We start from the raw sequence: 20753 nt of genomic DNA on the forward strand, positions 1-20753 counted from the left end.
CGGGATGCTCACTACATCAGGCCATCAACGCTAATCATTGTAAGTGCCAGCGCGTCAGGTTGCACGTCTGTTACGGCTTACCGCCCCGCGCCAGAATGTCGAGGAAACGGTGTACCATCACATCGCAGCGCATTCCGCTGTTATTTAACAGATTGAGTGGCGGCTGAGTGCTGTTCATCGACGCCGCGCGCACGCTCTCGGGGTATTTTTTCAGTAATTCGTGTAGCTTCATTTCGCCCTGACGATTCGCGCTTTCATCCCCCGTACACAGCAAGGCACCGGCGTAATCCAGTGCGATGGCGGGGCTGTCCGGCGCGAGCTGGCTCGCTCTGGCGTATGCGCCTATCGCCATGTCGCCGTTGTTCAGCACCATGCCTACCCGCCCCAGTAAACGCCAGGCATCGAGATCGTCAGGCGCACTCTGGACGTGGCTACGCAGGCCGAGCCCCAGTTGTTCCACTTCATCCGTACGCAATGGACGTTCTGCGGGGTTTAACGCGCGTTGCACAAGACCACGAAGTTCATTTTGTGCCAGACGTAGCGTCAGCACGTTACCGATATCAGTGGTTTTCAAAAATACCCCGACGCTGATAATCACCAGCGCCAGCGCACCGGGCAACAGCAGCCAGCGACTCTGTGGGCGAGCGGTCGGCGAGGCCGTTTCAGGAATATCTGACAATAGCGTACGTTGCAGTTCCACCACCATCGCATCACGATCCTGAGGCGCTTCCTGCTCAATTTCCTGCAGGCGCGAGTGATAAAACGCGCGGTTCAACGCGTCGTGATTGACGTCGTCGCGCGAAGACCACGGGAAGTAAAGCAGCGCAAGTGCGCCGACCAGCAGCAGCGCGGCGACGATTAAAAACAGGATCATAGCTCTTTCTCTTTATTCAACAGGGCTGCCAGACGTTCGCGCTCTTCGTCGCTGAGCGCATCGCTTTGCGTCATGCGCCGCCGGGCGCGTGTCACCACAACCGTCGCACCGGCCACGATAAACAGCGCCGGAATCAGCCACAGGGCAATCGTCCCTGGCGTGACGGGCGGTTCATAGCTAACAAAATTACCGTAGCGCGCCACCATGTAATCAATAATCTGCTGTTTGCTCTGCCCCTGGCGCAACAGTTCATAGACCTTCAGCCGCATATCGGCGGCGATCATCGCATTGGAGTCAGCGACACTGTTGTTCTGGCATTTCGGGCAGCGCAGTTGAGAGGTGATTTCGCGAAACGACTGCTCCTGTGCGTCATCTTTAAACTGCCAGGTGTCGATGGCCGCCAGCGCGTTGCAGGCCAGCAGCAGCGCGACAATAGCGAGTATCCAGCGCCTCATGATGACGCCTCTTTACTGTATTGCCGCCAGAGTGGGGCCAGCTGTTCCCGCCAGACGCGGTCGTCCAGCGCGCCCGCATGACGCCAGCGAATCACGCCCTGACCATCAATGAGAAACGTCTCTGGCGCACCGTAGACGCCGAGATCCAGCCCCAGCATGCCGTTGCCGTCAAACAGGCTTAGCGAGTAAGGATTACCAAGGCGATTCAACCAGTCGATCGCTTTCTGGCGATCGTCTTTATAGTTCATCCCCACCACTCTTACGCCCTGCGCAGAGAGCTGATTGAGGAACTGATGCTCGGCGCGGCAGGTTGGACACCAGGTTGCCCACACATTGAGCAGCAGCGGTTTACCGCTAACCAGTACCGAACGATCGTATTCCTCGCCGGGATTATTCAGCGATTCAAGACGGAAGGCGGGAACCGGTTTGCCAATAAGCGCCGATTCAAGCGACGTCGGATCATCCCCGCCCGCGTTACGCATCAGTTGCCACAGTAGTGCAACCGCCAGCGCCAGAAACAGCACCAGTGGTATAAAAAGTGCCTTACGCGTCATGACTGACCTCCTGACGAGATTTCCGCATCCGGTAGCGCGGGTCGAGCATGCAGCAGAGTCCACCCAGCGCCATCAGTACGCCGCCATACCAGATCCAGCGAACAAACGGTTTGTAATAGAGACGCACCGCCCAACTGCCGTCATCCAGCTCTTCACCCAGCGCCGCGTACAGGTCGCGCGTCAGGCCGCCATCAATGGCCGCTTCGGTCATCATCATTCGGCTGGCGCTGTAAAACCGTTTTTCCGCATACAGTGTGGCTTCCGCGCGACCATGACGCGTTACCTCGATGATACCTTCCCCACCAAACCAGTTCGGCCCGACAATGTCACGTACGCCTTTAAATACAAAGTGATACGCGTGGATATCAATGCTGTCGCCCGCCTTCATGCGCACATCGCGCTCGACGCTGTAGCTTTGACTAAAGGCGATACCGGTGACAGTCACCGCCACGCCAATATGCCCCAGCACCATGCCCCACTGGCTGCGAGAAAGTTTCGTCAACCCACGCCAGAAACCGTGACGATGGGTGGCACGTTCATGCAGTTCAATCAGTACGAAGATAAAGACCCATAGCGCCATCATCAGACCGATAACCGTCATTGCGGCGATGCGATCCTGGAGCCACCACGGCAGAACAATGGACAACACCAGCGTCAGCAGCAGCGAAATGACCAGCCGCTTAATCTGTTTCTTCGCATCATCGCGACGCCAGCGCACCAGCGGGCCGATACCCAGCAGCAGTGCAAACGGTGCCATCAGCACGGTAAACAGGGAATTAAAGAACGGCTCACCGATGGAGATACTCCCCAGCCCCAGCTCTTTATGCACCAGCGGCAGAAGTGTACCCAGCAGCACCACCAGCATGGCGGCAATCAGCAAGATGTTGTTGCCCAGCAGGAAAGATTCCCGCGACCATACTGTGTGTTCCACTCGCGCCCGCACGCTGCCGCCTTTCAGGGCATACAGCAGCAGCGAGCCGCCGATAACCAGCACCAGCAGCGCCAGAATAAACATACCCCGCGCCGGATCGGAGGCGAAAGCGTGCACCGACACCAGCACGCCGGAGCGTACCAGGAACGTGCCTAACAAACACAGCGAGAAAGCGCTGATCGCGAGCAGTACCGTCCAGGCACGGAAACTGCCGCGTTTTTCAGTCACGGCCAGGGAGTGCATGAGTGCGGTTCCCACCAGCCACGGCATAAACGAGGCGTTTTCGACCGGATCCCAGAACCACCAGCCGCCCCAGCCCAGCTCGTAATAGGCCCATGCCGAGCCGAGCACGATACCCATCGTTAAGAAGACCCACGCCGCCTGCGTCCACGGGCGCGACCAGCGCGCCCAGGCGGTATCAAGACGCCCGGCCAGTAACGAGGCTATCGCAAAAGCAAACGCGACCGAGAAACCGACGTAGCCCATATAGAGCAGCGGCGGGTGGAAGATCATGCCGATATCCTGCAACAGCGGATTGAGATCGCGCCCATCGATGGGATATTCCGGCAGCCCGCGAGTAAACGGGTTAGAGGTGAACAGAATAAACAGCAGGAAACCGGCACTGACCATGCCCATCACCGCCAGCACGCGCGCGACGGCATCCAGCGGCATCCGGCGACTGCCCAGCGCAACGGCAAAAGTCCAGCCGCTCATCAACAGCACCCACAACAGCAGCGAACCTTCGTGCGCGCCCCAGGTGGCGGCGACACGATACCAGACGGGCAGCGCAACGTTAGAGTTATCCGCTACATAGCGCACCGTGAAATCGTTGACCACGAAGGCATGCACCAGCACCAGGAACGCGGCGAGAATCGTGAAAAACAGCGCCCAACTTAAGGGCCGTGCCAGCGCCATCAGCCAGCGGCTCTGGCGATACGCGCCCCACAGGGGGTAAATCGCCAAAAGCAGCGAAAACCCTAACGCCAGACAGAGTAAAAAGTTGCCCAGTTCCGGCATCATGGGTGGTTTTCCTTTTGCACGGTTGGCGCGGTAGTCATCGCGCTGTGGATTTCCGGCGGCGTGTAGTTTTCATCGTGCTTCGCTAACACCTGCTGCGCGGTAATATGGCGTTCGCCGTCAAGGATCCCCTGCGCAACCGCCCCCTGCCCTTCGCGGAACAGATCCGGCAAAATGCCTTTATAGCTCACCGAGACCGCGCCGCGCGCGTCGTACAGGCGGAAGGTGACATCCAGCGTTTTATCATCACGTTTGATGCTGCCCGCTTCAACATAGCCCCCCACGCGCAGGCGCTGGCCGATATGCGGCTTTTCCTGCGTTTCATTTTTGCCGTTGAGGATTTCCCCTGGCGTATAGAACAGGTCGATGTTGGTGCTCAGGGCATACAGCACCAGGGTCACCGCCAGCCCGAGCCCTGCCAGCACGGCCAGTACCAGATAAAGGCGAGTTTTACGGCGTGCCTGCATCAGCCTGCTCCTTGTTCATGTGTTCGCGCGCATGACGAAGCCGCTGCTCGCGACGCTGCTGACGCCTTACAGCCTGTAATAATGCGTGATGTTGCCAGAGCGAATAACCTACCAGCCCCAGCAGCACAACCAGCGTCGTTGCCACCGAAAGCCAAACATAAAAGGCGTAGCCGCCCATCGCCAGAAAATCGGCGAATGATGTGAAAGCCGGCGTCATTGCGCGCCTCCTTTGCTTGCGAGCGTCGCCACCCACGGACGACGGCGCTCCTGCCAGAGGATCAGGTTACGCAGACGCAACAGCGTTAAGGTGATAAACAGGAAAAGGAAACCGAAAATGCACAACCGCAGCGGCATACGCATGCTGACGTCAATAGTCTGCTGCATATTGGTGGAACCCTGATGCAGGGTGTTCCACCATAAAACCGAATAATGAATGATCGGCAAATTAACGACGCCAACCAGCGCGAGGATCCCCGCGGCACGTCCGGCAAGGCGTCGGTCGTCGAAGGCGTTCCATAGCGCGATAATTCCGGCGTAAAGAAACAGCAGCACCAGTTCAGATGTCAGGCGCGCATCCCAGATCCACCAGGTGCCCCACATCGGTTTGCCCCAGGCCGCGCCCGTCACCAGGGCGATAAGCGTATAGCCTGCGCCAACCGGAGCCAACGCCATAAGGGTTAAGTCAGCCATTTTCATCTGCCAGACCAGGCCGACAAACGCCGCGCCCGCCATCATGGCGTAAATCCCCATTGACCATATTGCAGCCGGTACGTGCACGTACATAATGCGGTAGCTTTCACCCTGTTGATAATCAGCTGGCGCGTAGATGAATCCCCACCCCAGCCCGACAATCAACAACAGTGCGCTGAGCATTGCCAGCCACGGAAGCCAGCGGCCACAGAGCGTGTATAACCGCTCCGGTATCGCCAGTTGATGTAATAATTTCCACATAAAATTGCCCTTCCTGGTGAAAACAGGCCCGTTAAACGGAAAGCCGCAATGCGGCAGCGGTGGCGAACGGACATAGCGTTGCGCTCCCCGCCAGAAAAGCGCCCAGCACCGCGAGATAACCATCGACGGGTAGACCCGCAGCGACCGCTTCGCAGGCGGCGGAAGCAAAAATCAGCATCGGAACCGAGAGCGGCAGCACCAGTAAACTGAGCAGAACGCCACCGCGTTTCAACCCCACCGTGAGCGCCGCGCCGACCGAACCAATAAAACTCAGGGTTGGCGTGCCCAGCAGTAGCGTCAGAAACAGGACGCCTGCGCTGTGTGCATTCATTCCCAGCAGCAGCGCCGCCAGGGGGGAAACCAGCAGCAGCGGCAGCCCGGTCATCATCCAGTGCGCCAGCACTTTCGCCATCACCACGCCCGGGAGCGGCGTCGGCAGCAGTAATTGCTGCTCCAGCGAACCGTCGAGCAGGTCATCGCGAAATAAGCGATCCATCACCAGCAGCGCAGCCAGCAATGCCGCGACCCAAATAACGCCTGGCGCGATTTGCGCCAGCAGGGCGTTTTCCGGCCCAACGCTAAAGGGAAACAGCGTGATGACAATCAGGAAAAACCACAGCGGGTTTAGGATGTCCGCACCTCGCCGCCAGGCCAGGCGCAGCTCACAAAGAAAAATCGTCCGGATCATGAAGCGTACGCCTCCCCGCCGGATAACCTTAAGACGCGTAAGGGGCAGTCCAGCGAACGCAGCGGCTGATGGGTGGTCAGTACGACGCTGCCGCCCCTGTGCACGTGTTTTTCCAGCCGATGGGTCAATGTTTCAATCGCGGCGACATCAAGGGCCGCCAGCGGTTCATCGAGGATCCATAACGCGGCATCGCTTAACCACAGTCGCGCCAGTGCGCTACGCCGTTGCTGTCCTGCCGATAGCTGATACAGCGGTAAATCTTCGAATCCCGCAAGGCCAATCGCCAACAGCGCCGCTTCCCGCGCTTCAAGCGTCGATCGCGGATAAAAGAGGCGCAGATTCTCGTCGGCAGTCAGCGAGGCTTTGACGCCCGGTTTGTGCCCAATCCACAACATCTGTTGATGGAACGTGTCGCGTACGCGAGAAAGCCGCTCGCCTTGCCAGCATACATAGCCACTTTCGGGCTGAGTGAGGCCGGTTAACAGGCGCAGCAGAGAGGTTTTACCAGAACCGTTCTCGCCCGCTATCTGCACCACTTCTCCCGGTTCTACCGTAAAAGATAGCGACTCAAATAGCACCCGTTCTTCGTAGACGCAGGTCAGTTGATTTGCTTGCAGCATGAAAAACCCTTTAACGGGGAGCGAGGCTCCCCGTTTGTCCGTTACGGCGTTGGTAGTTTGGAGATATCGGCGTTGCCCATCGCTTTTTCGTCATGAGAAAGCGATTTGCGCACCTTCGCCACATCCGATGCACTGACCGCAGGCGCGTTGTTGCCCCAACTGGTGCGGATGAAGTTGGTTACGTCCGCTACCTGTTGATCGTCCAGACGCCAGCCGAATGATGGCATGGTCAGGTTCGACACCGCCCCTTTCACCGCCGGCGTTGTGCTACCGGTGAGGATGATGTGAATCAGCGAGGTGGCATCTTCCGTCTGCACCACCGGGTTACCTTTCAGCGACGGGAATGCACGTTTATAGCCTACGCCATCGGTACGGTGACAGGCTGCGCAGTTATCCACATATAGCGACGCGCCAGGCTTGCTGTCATTCCCTTTCCACAAATCTTTCGCCACGCTGTCTTCAACCGGCGCAGGCGTCTGCTTACCGTCGCGCGGCGGCAGGGATTTGAGGTAGCGGGAAATCGCCGTAATGTCCTCGTCAGAGAGATATTGCAGGCTGTGCTCAACCACATCGCTCATACCGCCGAAGACCACGGATTTGTCGTTACGCCCGGTTTTCAGGAATTCCGCCAGCTCCTCTTCGCTCCAGGTGCCAAGACCGTCACGGTTTTCACCGCGCAGGCTCGACGCCACCCAACCATCGATCGGGCTGTTGCTGCCGGAAAGATAGTTATCGCCATCTTTCTCGCTCAGGGCTTTTTCCTGCATGGTCAGGCTACGCGGCGTATGGCATGCGCCACAGTGCCCCAGCCCTTCCACCAGATAACGGCCGCGTTCCAGCACCGGATCGGCGTTGGGATTGATGACAAAGTCTTTTGGCGTTGGCGCAAACATCAAACGCCAGATAGAGAGCGGCCAGCGCATTGAGAGCGGCCACGGAATATCGGAGTCGCGGTTCGGCTCGGCCTGCGGTTCCACGCCATGCATAAAGTAGGCGTACATCGCGCGCATATCCGCTTCACTCACGCGAGCAAACGACGGGAATGGCATCGCCGGGTACAACGTTGATCCATCTTTGCGTACCCCTTTACGCACCGCATCGTCAAACTCTTCGAAGGTGTAATCGCCGATGCCGTTCTTTTTGTCCGGCGTAATGTTGGTCGAGTAAATGGTGCCGATCGGTGTTTCCATCGGCAGGCCACCGGCGAACGGTTTGCCGTCCTTACCGTTGGTATGGCAAGCCACACAGTCGCCCGCCCGCGCCAGGTATTCCCCCTGACGAATGAGATTGCTGTCGGTTGTCGCATCCTGCGCGAAGCTTGCGAAGCTCAGCGCGCCCAGCACCAGCGCCGATAACAGTTGAATTTTCATCGTTGCCTTCCTTATGCCTGTACCAGTGGGCCTGGGTTTTTCAGATACTGTTCACGGATCGCTTTTGCAGACCAATACGCCAGCGCGGCAACCGTCCCTGTTGGGTTATATCCCAGCCCCTGCGGGAAGGCCGAAGCGCCAATAACGAACACATTGTGCACATCCCAGCTTTGCAGATAGCGGTTCACCGCACTGGTTTTTGGATCTTCGCCCATCACCGCCCCACCGTTCATGTGGGTGGTCTGATAGGTGGTGGTATCGAAATGACTGTTGGCGTTTTTCGGGCTGCCGAGCATATATTTCGGGTTCATCGCTTTAGCGATCGGTGCCATCTTGTCGTACATAAACTGCGCCATCTTGATGTCGTTTTCCTGCCAGTCGAACGTCATACGCAGCAGCGGCTGGCCGTAGATGTTTTTGTAGTGAGGATCGAGGTCAAGATAGTTCTGACGATAGGACTGGTGTGCGCCGTGGGCATCCATCGACAGATGATGCGTATAGGTATCGGCGACCGCCGCTTTCCATTTGCTTCCCCATGCCGGGGTTCCCGGAGGCACAGGCAGGCCGGAGATCGGTTTAGTACCGGCCTGGTTTACCCAGAACGGCGAGCCGCCAACAAAACCAGCACTACCGTGATCAAAGTTATCTGCGTTGAAATCATCGATGCCGACGCCGTTACCGCCTGCCCCGATGAACGGGTTAGTGAAGGTATCTTTATCAAAGATAGCTTTAATTGTTGTCATGTTCTGGTAGGCAAAGTTACGCCCTACCACGCCTTCCCCGGTTTCAGGGTTGTAAGGCTTACCGATACCCGACAGCAGCATCAGGTGGACGTTATGGAACTGGAACGCGCCGACGATCACCAGATCGGCTGGCTGCTCCACTTCACGCCCCTGCGCATCGACATAGGTCACCCCCGTCGCACGGGTTTTATCATCGGTCAGATTGACTTTAAGTACGTTCGAGTTGGTACGCAGTTCAAAGCGTTTTTCCATCCGCAGCGCAGGCAGAATATTCACGTTTGGCGAGGCTTTGGAGTACATGTAACAGGCATAACCGCTACAGAATCCGCAGAAGTTACACGGCCCCATCTGCGCGCCGTAGGTGTTGGTATAGGAATCGGAGGTATTCGCCGACGGCAGGTTATAAGGGTGATAGCCCACTTCGCGCGCCGCTTTTTCAAACAGTTGCGCAGACCAGGTATTTTTCTGCGCAGGCAGCGGGAAATCGTCTGAACGATCCGGCGCAAACGGGTTACCGCCGCGATCTTTGCCGACCACTTTTCCTTTCACTGACCAGGCGGTACCGGAGGTACCAAATACTTTTTCCGCTTTGTCGAAGAACGGCTCAAGCTCGTCGTAGGTCACCCCGAAGTCCTGAATGATCATGTCCTGCGGAATGAAGTTTTTCCCGTAACGTTCTTCGTAGTGGCTGCGCATACGCAGTTCGACCGGATCAACACGGAAATGCACACCTGACCAGTGTAACCCGGCGCCGCCGACACCCGTACCCGGCAGGAATGCGGCAAGCTGACGATAGGGAACCGCGGTCTGGCTGGTGTTATGGCGAATCGTGACGGTGCTTTTGGAGAGATCCTGGAACAGCTTGCGACGAATATTGTAGGTCAGTTCATCAATAACCTGCGGATATGCGCCATCCGGCCAGGTGTCGCGCATCGGGCCGCGCTCCAGCGCCACCACGTTCAGCCCGGCCTCGGTCAGTTCTTTGGCCATAATCGCGCCAACCCAACCGAATCCGACGATCACCGCGTCGGTTTTTTTCATTACTGTTGCCATCGTTATGCCCTCTCCCCATTAATTGATACCGGCGGGAAGGGGTAACGCTCGCCCCGTTCAACCCAGTCCATAAAGTCGGCGCGCGCGCCGGGAAAATTGATCAACGTCCAGCCCACCATGCCTTTGTTACCGCCATGAATCGGATCGCTGAAGAATCCTTCGCGGGTGTTCTGGAGTAAGTAGGAGAAGAACAGAGAGGCGGGAAGCTGTTTAAAGCTGGCGGCACCTGATTCAAACTGGCTCAGGGCGGCGTCCTGCTTTGCACCGTCCAGCTCGGCAAACGGTTTGCCATACTGCTGGCGGCACCAGTCGTTGGCTTCGACAATGCCCAGGTTATAGATTTGCTTTGGCACCAGCGGAAGTTGATAACCCATCTCTTTCGGTACATCCGGGTTAAATGGGCCCTGCATGTACCAGATGGAGCCAGTGGCATACGGCGTATTCATCTGGCGATCGATGAACTCAGGGACGCCCGCTTCCAGCGCGCCTGGGCCGCGTTCATCCGCAGGAATAAGCCGCGCGACGGCGGCTTTGACAAACGCCCACTCATCACTGTTAAAAAATTGCGGCGTCCACTCACCCTGGTCGGGCGTTGAGTGAGGCTTACTTTCTGCGGCGACGGCGTTTTCAACCATCCCCAGGGCGCCCACACTGCTGCCGCCCACCACTACCGCAGGAATTAACGTCATCGACTTGACCAGAAAGTCACGTCTCGAACTGTTTGTTTTCTCGCTCGACATTGTCACACATCCCTTCAATTAATTTTCACACGCTACCGAATAAGAAAATACCTAGCCAATAAAAGAAATATTACCATTCCAACAAAATCGCTCGAATGGCAATATGAGTCATTAACCTTTCGGCCTCTTAATGGGCCTGAAGGCATAATTATGGCATCAATGATAGACCATTAATGCTATAGATTATTTGCGATCGAGTGAATAGCTGCCAGGGCCGGTGAAAGCCAGCAGTAAGAATCCGCCGCAGATACTGACGTTTTTAAAGAAATTGGTCATTGCCATGTACTGGTCCATTCCGGTCATGCTCCAGTAAGGATGGCCGATAATAGCCGTTGCCACAGTGTAGACGGCCAGAAGCAGTGCCAGTGGGCGGGTGAAATAACCGGCAACAATCAGCAAGCCAAACACCAGCTCAACAATAACGGCAATAATCGCGGAAAGTTGCGGCAACGGTGCGCCAACCGACGCCATATAGCCCACGGTACCCTCAAACCCCATCATTTTCTGCCAGCCAAATAACACAAACAGGATTACCAGTAAAATACGGGCAACCAGTAAAAAACCATTTTTATATTTGTCCAGCGATAAGTACTGCATGATATTTCCCTAGATAAAACAATAAATTACAAAACACTCTTTTATGACATTGAGTGAAGGCGCTTCAGATACGTCTGAAGGCCATTCCCGTAAAAAGCGCCATCGCGATGAGATAACACTACTTTTTACATGCGCATTCTATTCCTTCAGAATTACCTTACAATATCAAATCAGGATACTCAGTGTCTCAGTTTAGTTGACGAACCCCGGATTGCCTTAACGTTTCAACATGCAAAAAGTGCTATTTAGAAATTACTCAGCCTGAATGGTGTATTTGTGTGCAATTAATAACATCGCTAAAAAGTTTCATCGATTCATCATTATCACACTATATGGGGAAAACGAGGAACATCGGGGGAAAACAGATACAGAAATAGTAAAGGTATTGGCTATTAATAACAATTCATCCATTACCATTTGCAAATTGCAGATAATTGAAATGAGTGCTAAGCCTGTAATCCTGGCACTCATGTTGATAAAGCCACGCCCCCCAATAGCGGGGCGATTAATTCAGTACGATCTCAATACTTTTTGATACGAAATGCGATAACACTATTTCGCCTGCAACTCTCGGCGAATAATTTCCGCACCTGCGCTCAACGCATTGAGTTTCCCTGCCGCCACCTGACGGGCCAGAGGTGCCATCCCACAGTTAGTCGAAGGGTAAAGCTTATCTGCATCGACAAACTGAAGCGCTTTGCGCAGGGTATCAGCAACCTCTTCCGCCGTCTCAATGGCAGAGGTTGCCACATCAATGGCCCCGACCATCACTTTTTTACCGCGAATCAACGCCAGCAGATCCATCGGGACGCGCGAGTTGTGGCACTCCAGCGAGATGATATCGATTGTCGATTGTTGCAGTTTCGGGAACGCCTCTTCATATTGCCGCCATTCGGAGCCCAGCGTCTTTTTCCAGTCGGTGTTAGCTTTGATGCCGTATCCGTAGCAGATATGCACCGCCGTTTCGCATTTCAGCCCTTCAACGGCCCTTTCCAGGGCGGCGATACCCCAGTCATTCACTTCATCAAAAAACACGTTAAAGGCCGGTTCATCAAACTGGATAATATCGACGCCCGCCGCTTCTAACTCTTTGGCTTCCTGATTGAGGATTTTGGCAAATTCCCATGCCAGTTTTTCACGACTTTTATAATGCGCGTCATACAGCGTGTCGATCATGGTCATCGGGCCAGGCAGCGCCCATTTGATAGGTTGTTTCGTCAGCTGGCGCAGATAGCGAGCATCATCGACGAAAACAGGTTTTTGCCGTTCCACGGCACCGACAACGGTGGGAACACTGGCGTCATAGCGATTACGAATTTTAACGACTTCACGTTTTTCAAAATCCACGCCGCTGAGGTGCTCAATAAAGGTTGTCACAAAATGCTGACGCGTTTGCTCACCATCACTGACAATATCAATGCCCGCGCGTAGTTGATCGTCCAGTGATAAGCGTAGGGCATCTTGTTTGCCCGCAATTAATTCTTCATTTTGCAGTTTCCACGGCGACCAGAGCGTCTCGGGTTGAGCAAGCCATAACGGTTTCGGTAAACTGCCCGCAGTCGAGGTTGGGAGCAATGTTTTCATAACAGGTGACCTTATCTTTTCAATTAATTAAAGCGCGTAGTGAGCGGACCATTGCTCAAGAATATGCTGGTACGGTTTAATAAAGTGTTGCTCGGTGAACTTCCCTTGTTCAATCGCCAACTGGCTGCGTTCTTCGCGGTCATAAACAATTTTCGTTAACGAGTGATCGTCGTGATTGAGATCCGGTTGATAGTGCAGCCCGGCAGGTGAATTCGCGTTATAAATTTCCGGGCGATAGATCTTCTGGAATGTCTCCATCGTGCTAATCGTGCCGATCAATTCAAGGTCGGTATAATCGCTCAGTAAATCGCCGGTAAAATAAAATGCAAGCGGTGCCACGCTGCCTTTCGGCATAAAATAGCGTACCTGTAACCCCATCTTATTGAAGTATTTCTCCGTTAACGAGGTGCCTTCCTGCTGGTACTCGTGACCAAGCACAGGATGTTGATTCCCGGTTTGTTGATAGGTGTCTTTGCTCGACACGCTCAGACAGATAACCGGCGATTTTTTAAAGTTATCGCTATAGACAGGGGAATGCACAAAATGCCGGAAGATATTCCCGTGCAGCTCACCAAAATTCCCCGGAATACTGAACTGGGTCGTGTTTTTATTATGTTCTAACAACCGTACACTGAAGTCATAATCGCGTACGTAAGAGGAGAAATTATTTCCCACGATACCGTCGATACGCTCACCCACTTTCCTGTCATGAATCGTAGTTTGTAATATTTCGATCACCGGAAAGGTAATGTTCTGCCCTTTGATGCTCATATCTACGGAGATAATCTCCAGCTCGACCGAATAACGGTCGCTTTTTGGATTATCCCAATAGGCTAACGAATTAAATCGGTTATCGATCATCTTCAACGTGTTACGTAAGTTCTGCTGACGATTTTCCCCACGCGCCAGATTCGCAAAGTTAGTGGTAATACGCGTGTTTTCTGAAGGGTTATAATTCTCATCAAATCGACTGCGCTTGATGGTAAAAGTAAATTCGTTATTCATCGTTTTCTGGCACCCTGGGTTCAGACATGAAACCGCGCATTAGCGTCAACAAGTCAGATGTAACTGGCTTGTTGACGCCGCACTATTCATGTTGTCAGTAAGTTATGGTGATATTAATGACAGAGCCGCAGGGGAAGAGAAAGCGAGTTAATTTCACTGCAACATGAGCGATGTTCATGTTGGCGATTGGGTCATGCGGGGCGTAAGCGTTGAAGAATGTCGAGAAGAAAAAACCCCAGACAATTTCTTATCCGGGGTTGTGTATTTGGCGCAAGACCAGGCGACCTTCCCTTATCCGATTAGAAGAAAGTCATTAACATCGATGCTTTTAGTGTTTACGTTTTCTAAAGTAATAACATTGCCATCAATCGGATTGCCGAGGGTTATGACGGTACTGTTACCCGCGCCCCCGGCAATCGTGACGCTGCTGGCAAAATTCGCCCCACTAATGCCTAACAAGCTCAAATCGAGGTGGTCCTGTCCACCGCTGGGATTACTATCGAAACCGCTGGTAATACGGTCCCGGCCAAAGCCTTTGCTAAAGACAAAGGTGTCATCTCCGGCACCTCCGGTCATGATATCAGTACCCAGGCCACCCTTCATCACATCGGCGCCAGACCCGCCGTTGAGTGTGTCGTTACCGGCCCCACCGTTAAGCGTGTCGTTGCCGCCACCGCCATTGAGGACGTCGTCGCCGAGCCCCCCTTGAGGACGTCAATGCTATTCCCACCATTGAGGACGAGGTTGTGACCGACAACAACCGGCGGATTATCAAGCAGACTGGTGCCAAAGATATTCACAGGAAGATTGGTCAGGCCCGTATTGCGTGCCACGATCGCGGCAAAGCCCTGCTCCTCGATGGCTTCGTAGAGATCCTAATGCCGCATCACCCGTATCAGCAAGGCCATTAATAATGGCGTTTGCGATGGCTGACGTTGTACCTTCCCCCAGCGTCTCCCTGACCTGATTTTTCAGGGATTCAGCAGCCTGCTTCGCTGCTGCACGGGCCTGGTCTGCGGCCAGCGAGTTATTCTCAACAACAATCCCAGCCTAAATGGCTGGGATTCGCCTGCTTACTGATTTAGCTTTTTAGCGCTCTTACGTTCTTGTATCCTCGCTTTTATCCATAGCCCTAGACCAATAGCTGAGCCGACAACTCCCCCTTTTTTCAGCGAGAGCAGGATAGTTTCTTTCCAGTTGAGTTCAAAATAACCGATTTTGAAATAAACCAGCAACGCGCCCAAAGCACTTGCCATAAAACAAATTACAAAAAACACAAAAATGCAGCGGTAAATTAGGGTAACAAGCTCATATACTTTATTTCTTTTCATCTTTATACTCCGCTTTATCAAGAGCATTTTTTGCAGCATCGCTGACCATTTCACTTGCAGTGGAACCACCAACAGCTCCAACCGCCTCAGCCGTCCCCTCTTTAACTGCTGTCGATAACCCTCCTGTAATATATTTTTCCGCTTTACTCCCAGCAACGGAACCTAGTCCAGCCCCAATAACCGAATTAGTTGGATTTTCCCCTTTGATTCCACTGCCTATAGCAGCTCCTGCCATATTTATTGCAGCAGATGCCCCAATACTTTTTCCTGTTGTCGCTGCTGATGTTAGCCCAGCCATTATTGCATCGACATAACTGAAAGGTTCTTTTCCAGACAACTGAGAGACTGTATTAACGCCCACCCCGATTGCCGCATTAGCCGCCATACCTTTCACAGTAAGGCCCAGTACATTACCACCAAACATCAGTGGCGCATCGCCAATACTGGCATTCGACTTATGATAGCCCCAGGTATTCATGATGCTCTGGGCCTTGGACATAGCTTCGGAGTCAGGAGCTCGTTTCATGTAATCCTGGCCAGAGAGCAGACCTGTAACCAGTTGCTGTGCTACCGCTGGCCCGTAGGCATTCTCCATTTCAAAAGCATAGACACGCAGATACCCGGCCAGTTCAGCTCGTTCCGTACTGGTCATCTGTGAAGGGTCTTTGGTGAATTTGGATACCAGCGCATCGCTACGTTTATCGGCATTTTCCAGCTTAATAAGCTCATTGGCTGTCGCTAATGACTTATCGCCGTTCATAATTTTCTCAACAGCTTTATCAAGCTTGTCTGAAGATGTCGCTCCGAGGAAATTATTCTCAACCGCATTCTTCCCTGCCTGCGCTCCTGCCGCCGCACCAGAGACGCTATCACCCGTCAACCCACCTGCAATTCCCGCCGATACCGACGCCAGTGCGCTGACCGTTTGTTTCTGCTCTTCCGACAGCTCTGCTGGCTTCTGCCCCGGATAAAGAGCATTTGCTATTGCGGCTGCAACCAGTTCACCCGATGCGCCGCCCATCGCGCCGGCAGTAGCACTGTTCCCCTGCAAGGATGCGACCACGCCCCCCAAAATTGCATGAGCCAGCGCTTTTGTCGCATGGTCATTTTCATCAATTCCCATCCCGTGACCAATCAGGTTGGCCAGTTCCGGGGCCGACGCGCCCGCCAGTGCACCTGCTATATTGCCACCCGCCAGGCCAGACAGCCCGGCCGTCACGCCCTGGATGGCCCGCTGGATATCGCTCCCGGTACCGTACTGCTGCATCGCATTGTCATACGCCCGCTGCGACACCATCTCATCGGTTACGGTTTTATGCTCTGCCAGTAACTGTGCCCGGGCGTTATCCAGTGCGTCAGGGTCTTTCTGTGCCGCCAGCCCTGCCAGTTGCCCCTGTGTTCTGGCAATATCTGACGCCTGACTACCGATGTCCTGGACCAGTTGAACTGCCTGCAGACGTTTCTGTTCTTTTTCCTTATCAAAGATCGGGCTGATACTGTCGTTGGCATGTTCTGTGTCGCGGCTCAGGTCAGCCACATCCTGCTGCTGCCTGGCGGTATCACGTATCGTAATCGTGCCATTGCTGACCGCCGCCTGGGTCGTCCCTTCTGCGTGACCACTGTGGCTTAACGCTGAAGCCATCCCCCCGGCCATGTTGCCGGTAAATTCCTTACCACCAATATCACCGCCGCCACTAATACTGGCCCCTGCGTGGCTGACCTTGTAATCAGCTTTATTACCGATATCACTAAAGCCCAGCGTGCCAGTATCGAGGCTGTTTTTATCCGCTGCCGCCGTCGAGGCAATCACCGCGCCATCCAGCTGGGTATGGTTACCGACCGTAATATCGTAACCACCCTTACCCGCGTATAACCCGGTCTGCTCCTGCACCGAGTCATAGGTGCTCTTCATCTTGTCCTGGCTGGCGTTGATATAGCCGGAACCCGTCATCGAGCCAAAAGTAAAGCTCCCACCTGCCGCAAGGCTGTTCTGTTTTGAATCGTAGGCATTGCTGTCCTGCTGACTGATGAGCCAAAGATCACGGCCAGCATCTGCCACAATTTGGTCACCGCTGACCTGCGCCCCGGAGAGTAGGGTGTCACGGCCACTGCTGAGCGTCGTGGTACCGCCGCTATCAAGCGTGGTTTCTGCACCGACGCGTCTTTTTGCCCGAAGACACTAACGGCGAGACGTCGGTATTCCCAAAAAACATCTTGACCTGCTCCCCGTTGATTAGTACACCCCGATGTTAGTAATGTCTTCATAAGCCACATGAGGACATCCCCATGAAGAAGCGTTTTTCCGATGAACAGATCATCAGTATTCTCCGCGAAGCCGAAGCTGGGGTACCCGCCCGTGAACTCTGCCGCAAGCATGCCATTTCCGATGCCACGTTTTACATCTGGCGTAAGAAGTATGGCGGTATGGAGGTGCCTGAAGTTAAGCGCCTGAAGTCGCTTGAGGAAGAGAACGCCAGACTCAAGAAGCTGCTTGCCGAAGCCATGCTGGATAAAGAGGCGCTTCAGGTGGCTCTTGGGCGAAAGTACTGACGACAGACCAGAAGCGGGAAGCCGTGATGTTGATGTGTGATGCGACCGGTCTGTCGCAACGTCGTGCCTGCAGGCTTACAGGTTTATCCCTGTCGACCTGCCGCTATGAGGCTCACCGTCCGGCTGCTGATGCGCATTTATCAGGGCGCATCACTGAGCTGGCACTGGAGCGCAGGCGTTTTGGCTACCGTCGTATTTGGCAGTTGCTGCGCCGTGAAGGGCTTCATGTTAATCATAAGCGCGTGTACCGGCTTTATCACCTCAGTGGCCTGGGCGTAAAACGCAGAAGACGTCGTAAAGGGCTGGCAACAGAACGTCTGCCGCTGCTCCGTCCGGCGGCGCCCAATCTGACCTGGTCGATGGATTTCGTCATGGACGCACTTTCCACCGGTCGCAGGATCAAGTGTCTTACCTGCGTCGATGATTTCACAAAGGAATGCCTGACGGTCACTGTTGCCTTTGGGATTTCAGGCGTTCAGGTCACGCGTATTCTGGACAGCATTGCACTGTTTCGAGGCTATCCGGCGACGATAAGAACTGACCAGGGGCCGGAGTTCACTTGCCGTGCACTGGATCAATGGGCCTTTGAGCATGGTGTTGAGTTGCGCTTAATCCAGCCGGGCAAGCCAACGCAGAACGGATTTATTGAGAGCTTTAACGGACGATTTCGCGATGAATGTTTGAATGAGCACTGGTTCAGCGATATCGTTCATGCCAGGAAAATTATTAATGACTGGCGGCAGGATTATAACGAATGCCGCCCGCACTCCACGCTGAATTATCAGACACCGTCTGAATTTGCAGCGGGCTGGAGAAAGGGTCATTCTGAGAATGAAGATTCCGACGTTACTAACTGAGTGTTGTATCTAATCGTGGGGGCAGGTCAATCTTGTTCGACTGTGAAAAACGCAGGGCAAAAAATCCCGCCAACTATGGCGGGATATTCTGGTTAACCCTTACAGCGACTCAGTGCCAAGCGAAGACCAGCACCAATATCTCCAGGGGATCCGTCTGCCGGAAGAATGACATCTTCAATACCATCACCTTTGGTTCTTCCCCACCCTTCCAGTTTTTCGTGCCGTGTAGGTGATATGGTGATAACTCCATTTATCAAATGAACTCCGCAATTTTTCATATCTTTGAATAATGCACGTTTGGTTTTATACCCATATTTTCCCATCAGCATTGCTATCCACGTTGCGTATTGCTCTTTACCTTTCTCAAGGTCAAAAAAAACAATTCGTTCCTTTAGCTCATTCAATGTACGACTGTCAGATAATGCCTGAAGTATTTTCTCACCAATAAGCTTATCTTCAGCATCCGGTGATAATAAATGAGGTGGGAAAGCAGGGTCTCTACCCACACGCCCCAATCCTGAGTAGGTATCTATACATGTAAATTCTTTTGTATGATACACGCTCGCCCAGTAATCCTGATCTTTATTAAATTTCATCATTTAACCTGTGTAACCGTAACTTTGACACCTTGATATTTTCCATATTCAATGGCCCTGTTAATCTCTGCCCATTGAGTTGGTGTTGTCTTGGCTGGTATTGCTAACTTAATTTCTCGGTTAGTGATCATTGAGGAATTCAGGAACTGCCCTGACAAATCATATCGTTCAAATTTCGCCGCTGCATCAATATTTCCTTTAATCGAGCTGTAGACCTGATTCGGGTTAGCCAGTTTAGCCATTGTCTGAGTGTCCATTGATTTAGCACATACTGCAGTTTTTGTTGCGCCGTCATAGTAATCAAACGTTTTAAAGTTCTGTGGCAAACGAGCATCAGCAGGCAATGAGCCTCCGACATAGTCTTCCCACGGCATTCCTTGCTTCATGTTACCTTGGCCCCATTTCATACCGATTTCGGCAGCACTGACGGTGGCCGTTGCTGTATTGCGGCTCATGAAGGATATAGCAGCTTTTGTCACATCCTTCGCTAGCAGTCCACCAGACACCAGCATAGCCTGATTTCTGCTGCGCCTTTTCACGCTCTGCCGGATCGTTACTGTTTTTAAGCGTCTGTTTTGCTATCTCAAGTTCTGTCTTTTCAGGCACGCTAAGATAGTTATTCTCAACAACAACTCGTTCCGACACGGTTATTGAGAGCGCAAGGCTGTTTTCCCTGTTCTATCAGTAGTTTACAGTCCGTTTTCGTTAGTGCGCTCTGACGCTGACTGCATTTTGCCCCGACGCGCGTTTCTGGCCCGAACACGCTACCGCCTCGCCGTGACCTCCCTCTGACGCACCACCCTCATATCAGCATGACGCCGTGATGCCACGACACGTACCTCAGATGCGTCTGTCAGTGACTAATTAGGTGATCAAGGGAGAGGTGAAGGGGGCGAGGTAAGAAGCAGGCTATCGTAAAATAGCCTGCCGGGGTGGATTCTAGAAATTTTTGATTTTGAGGTCGCATTTATAATTATCTTTCTTTTCTTTGAAAAACACTACAACCTCGTTCTAGAATAATTGATTCTGGATAGTCAACTCTTTTTATAACAGATTCTATATCAAATTTATCTTCGAAGTCAGCTATAACCTCCGTTTCAATTATGGATATATTTTCCTTATCACCCTCGGTAATTTCTCCATTAATAAAAAAATATAGCATAATTTTGTTTTCACTGATATCTACAGCTATATTTCTCATATTCTCAGTAATAGCACCAAGAAGCGCTGACTGTATAGACAACTTTAATCTTTTAATATTTTCATAATTACTTTTCATCATAACCTCTCAATCACGGGCGTGCAGGTACTATATGAGCACCATCTTTGCCGTAATGAACGATTCCTTTTGTCGTAGGCACAGATAGGCCAGTATCTCTATCGACAAAATTTCCAATAGGCTTACCAAAATCAATTCTCTCTTTAGAACCAGCTAAGCCAACCTCTACCTTCCCGACTTGCTGCCCTGTACCTAATTGAGGCAACAAAGATTGTGGATCAACCGTTAAGATACTGCGTTGGCTTCCTGATGAAGCAGCCGCAGTTTTATACTCATTAGTCCCCTCAATATGTTTGTTTTGTTGTCCTTTATTAATCGTATATTTGGCTATCCCACCACCACCTTTCAGTGGATCGCCATCAGCTCCTTCAATCCCGACTTTCAGCATCGGGTTGATATCAAAGATATTAATTTTGTCTTTCTTGCTTAGCGCATTATTCTCAACAACAACTTTATCCGGTGCGAAGCTGGCCGTCGAAGCCGGTTTTTTC

General features: G+C 53.0%; 21 protein-coding genes and 2 pseudogenes. 1 reads left to right on the plus strand and 22 read right to left on the minus strand.

What is annotated here, in order from left to right:
* Positions 1-70 precede the first annotated feature (70 nt).
* The 18 genes and pseudogenes from ccmI to ACOXYR_RS24800 form a co-directional block, all read right to left on the minus strand.
* Positions 71-874 carry a c-type cytochrome biogenesis protein CcmI gene (gene ccmI / locus ACOXYR_RS13095; RefSeq protein WP_421355915.1) on the minus strand — a complete coding sequence of 268 codons (804 nt, stop codon included), beginning with the start codon at positions 872-874 and terminating at the stop codon, positions 71-73.
* Positions 871-1329, minus strand: a complete 459-nt coding sequence (locus tag ACOXYR_RS13100) for a cytochrome c-type biogenesis protein (protein ID WP_421355914.1) — start codon at positions 1327-1329, stop codon at positions 871-873. The genes ccmI and ACOXYR_RS13100 overlap by 4 nt, the downstream gene beginning before the upstream one ends.
* Complete coding sequence (locus ACOXYR_RS13105) at positions 1326-1883, minus strand: DsbE family thiol:disulfide interchange protein (RefSeq protein ID WP_108474523.1); 558 nt, start codon at positions 1881-1883, stop codon at positions 1326-1328. Before ACOXYR_RS13105 ends, ACOXYR_RS13100 begins: the two co-directional genes overlap by 4 nt.
* A complete protein-coding gene (locus ACOXYR_RS13110; protein WP_108474524.1) occupies positions 1873-3834 on the minus strand; it encodes a heme lyase CcmF/NrfE family subunit in 1962 nt (653 codons plus the stop codon). Before ACOXYR_RS13110 ends, ACOXYR_RS13105 begins: the two co-directional genes overlap by 11 nt.
* A complete protein-coding gene (gene ccmE, locus ACOXYR_RS13115; RefSeq protein WP_108474525.1) occupies positions 3831-4298 on the minus strand; it encodes a cytochrome c maturation protein CcmE in 468 nt (155 codons plus the stop codon). The genes ACOXYR_RS13110 and ccmE overlap by 4 nt, the downstream gene beginning before the upstream one ends.
* Positions 4282-4515 (minus strand): heme exporter protein CcmD, encoded by a 234-nt coding sequence (gene ccmD, locus ACOXYR_RS13120; RefSeq protein ID WP_350436757.1) that lies wholly within the window; start codon positions 4513-4515, stop codon positions 4282-4284. Before ccmD ends, ccmE begins: the two co-directional genes overlap by 17 nt.
* Positions 4512-5249, minus strand: a complete 738-nt coding sequence (locus tag ACOXYR_RS13125; RefSeq protein WP_407732459.1) for a heme ABC transporter permease — start codon at positions 5247-5249, stop codon at positions 4512-4514. Before ACOXYR_RS13125 ends, ccmD begins: the two co-directional genes overlap by 4 nt.
* 31 nt (positions 5250-5280) lie before the next feature.
* The gene (ccmB, locus tag ACOXYR_RS13130) at positions 5281-5937 is read right to left on the minus strand and encodes a heme exporter protein CcmB (RefSeq protein WP_421355913.1); all 657 of its coding nucleotides are present in this window, start codon (positions 5935-5937) and stop codon (positions 5281-5283) included.
* Positions 5934-6557 carry a cytochrome c biogenesis heme-transporting ATPase CcmA gene (gene ccmA, locus ACOXYR_RS13135; RefSeq protein WP_421355912.1) on the minus strand — a complete coding sequence of 208 codons (624 nt, stop codon included), beginning with the start codon at positions 6555-6557 and terminating at the stop codon, positions 5934-5936. The genes ccmB and ccmA overlap by 4 nt, the downstream gene beginning before the upstream one ends.
* A gap of 41 nt (positions 6558-6598) precedes the next feature.
* Positions 6599-7927, minus strand: coding sequence for a c-type cytochrome (locus ACOXYR_RS13140; protein WP_421355911.1), 1329 nt, complete (start codon positions 7925-7927; stop codon positions 6599-6601).
* 11 nt (positions 7928-7938) lie between these two features.
* Positions 7939-9723 (minus strand): GMC family oxidoreductase, encoded by a 1785-nt coding sequence (locus tag ACOXYR_RS13145; RefSeq protein ID WP_108474531.1) that lies wholly within the window; start codon positions 9721-9723, stop codon positions 7939-7941.
* Between the two features lie 2 nt (positions 9724-9725).
* On the minus strand, positions 9726-10463 hold the full coding sequence (locus tag ACOXYR_RS13150; RefSeq protein WP_113858466.1) for a gluconate 2-dehydrogenase subunit 3 family protein: 738 nt from the start codon (positions 10461-10463) through the stop codon (positions 9726-9728).
* A gap of 183 nt (positions 10464-10646) precedes the next feature.
* On the minus strand, positions 10647-11060 hold the full coding sequence (locus ACOXYR_RS13155) for a DoxX family protein (protein ID WP_108474533.1): 414 nt from the start codon (positions 11058-11060) through the stop codon (positions 10647-10649).
* 552 nt (positions 11061-11612) lie between these two features.
* Positions 11613-12644, minus strand: a complete 1032-nt coding sequence (locus ACOXYR_RS13160) for a methionine synthase (RefSeq protein WP_421355910.1) — start codon at positions 12642-12644, stop codon at positions 11613-11615.
* A gap of 27 nt (positions 12645-12671) precedes the next feature.
* Positions 12672-13649 (minus strand): DUF1852 domain-containing protein, encoded by a 978-nt coding sequence (locus ACOXYR_RS13165; RefSeq protein ID WP_421355909.1) that lies wholly within the window; start codon positions 13647-13649, stop codon positions 12672-12674.
* Positions 13650-13940: 291 nt separating this feature from the next.
* Positions 13941-14252 carry a calcium-binding protein gene (locus ACOXYR_RS13170; RefSeq protein ID WP_421355908.1) on the minus strand — a complete coding sequence of 104 codons (312 nt, stop codon included), beginning with the start codon at positions 14250-14252 and terminating at the stop codon, positions 13941-13943.
* Between the two features lie 470 nt (positions 14253-14722).
* Positions 14723-14980: a hypothetical protein gene (locus ACOXYR_RS13175; RefSeq protein ID WP_113858460.1), complete on the minus strand. Its 258-nt coding sequence runs from the start codon at positions 14978-14980 to the stop codon at positions 14723-14725.
* A pseudogene (locus ACOXYR_RS24800) lies at positions 14967-17129 on the minus strand (VENN motif pre-toxin domain-containing protein); the annotation flags it as partial. The pseudogene ACOXYR_RS24800 and the gene ACOXYR_RS13175, both read right to left, overlap by 14 nt.
* 137 nt (positions 17130-17266) lie before the next feature.
* On the opposite strand from ACOXYR_RS24800, the gene ACOXYR_RS13190 reads away from it, so the two are divergent.
* Positions 17267-18387, plus strand: a protein-coding gene (locus ACOXYR_RS13190; protein WP_096147877.1) for an IS3-like element ISSen4 family transposase whose coding sequence is annotated in 2 segments (ribosomal slippage) — positions 17267-17525 and positions 17525-18387 — 1122 coding nt in all. Because the reading frame shifts where the segments join, the coding sequence is not laid out codon by codon here.
* Between the two features lie 92 nt (positions 18388-18479).
* On the opposite strand, the gene ACOXYR_RS13195 is transcribed toward ACOXYR_RS13190, so the two are convergent.
* The 4 genes and pseudogenes from ACOXYR_RS13195 to ACOXYR_RS13210 all read right to left on the minus strand — a co-directional run bounded on the left by ACOXYR_RS13195 (position 18480) and on the right by ACOXYR_RS13210 (position 20650).
* Complete coding sequence (locus ACOXYR_RS13195; RefSeq protein ID WP_113859286.1) at positions 18480-18983, minus strand: contact-dependent growth inhibition system immunity protein; 504 nt, start codon at positions 18981-18983, stop codon at positions 18480-18482.
* Positions 18983-19504, minus strand: a pseudogene (locus ACOXYR_RS13200) (endonuclease toxin domain-containing protein); the annotation flags it as partial. The gene ACOXYR_RS13195 and the pseudogene ACOXYR_RS13200, both read right to left, overlap by 1 nt.
* A 452-nt stretch (positions 19505-19956) precedes the next feature.
* Complete coding sequence (locus ACOXYR_RS13205; RefSeq protein ID WP_113859284.1) at positions 19957-20265, minus strand: MafI2 family immunity protein; 309 nt, start codon at positions 20263-20265, stop codon at positions 19957-19959.
* Between the two features lie 10 nt (positions 20266-20275).
* Positions 20276-20650: a polymorphic toxin type 50 domain-containing protein gene (locus tag ACOXYR_RS13210; RefSeq protein ID WP_113859283.1), complete on the minus strand. Its 375-nt coding sequence runs from the start codon at positions 20648-20650 to the stop codon at positions 20276-20278.
* Between the last annotated feature and the right edge of the window lie 103 nt (positions 20651-20753).

This window comes from Pseudocitrobacter faecalis, from assembly GCF_965231525.1.
GTDB lineage: Bacteria > Pseudomonadota > Gammaproteobacteria > Enterobacterales > Enterobacteriaceae > Pseudocitrobacter > Pseudocitrobacter faecalis.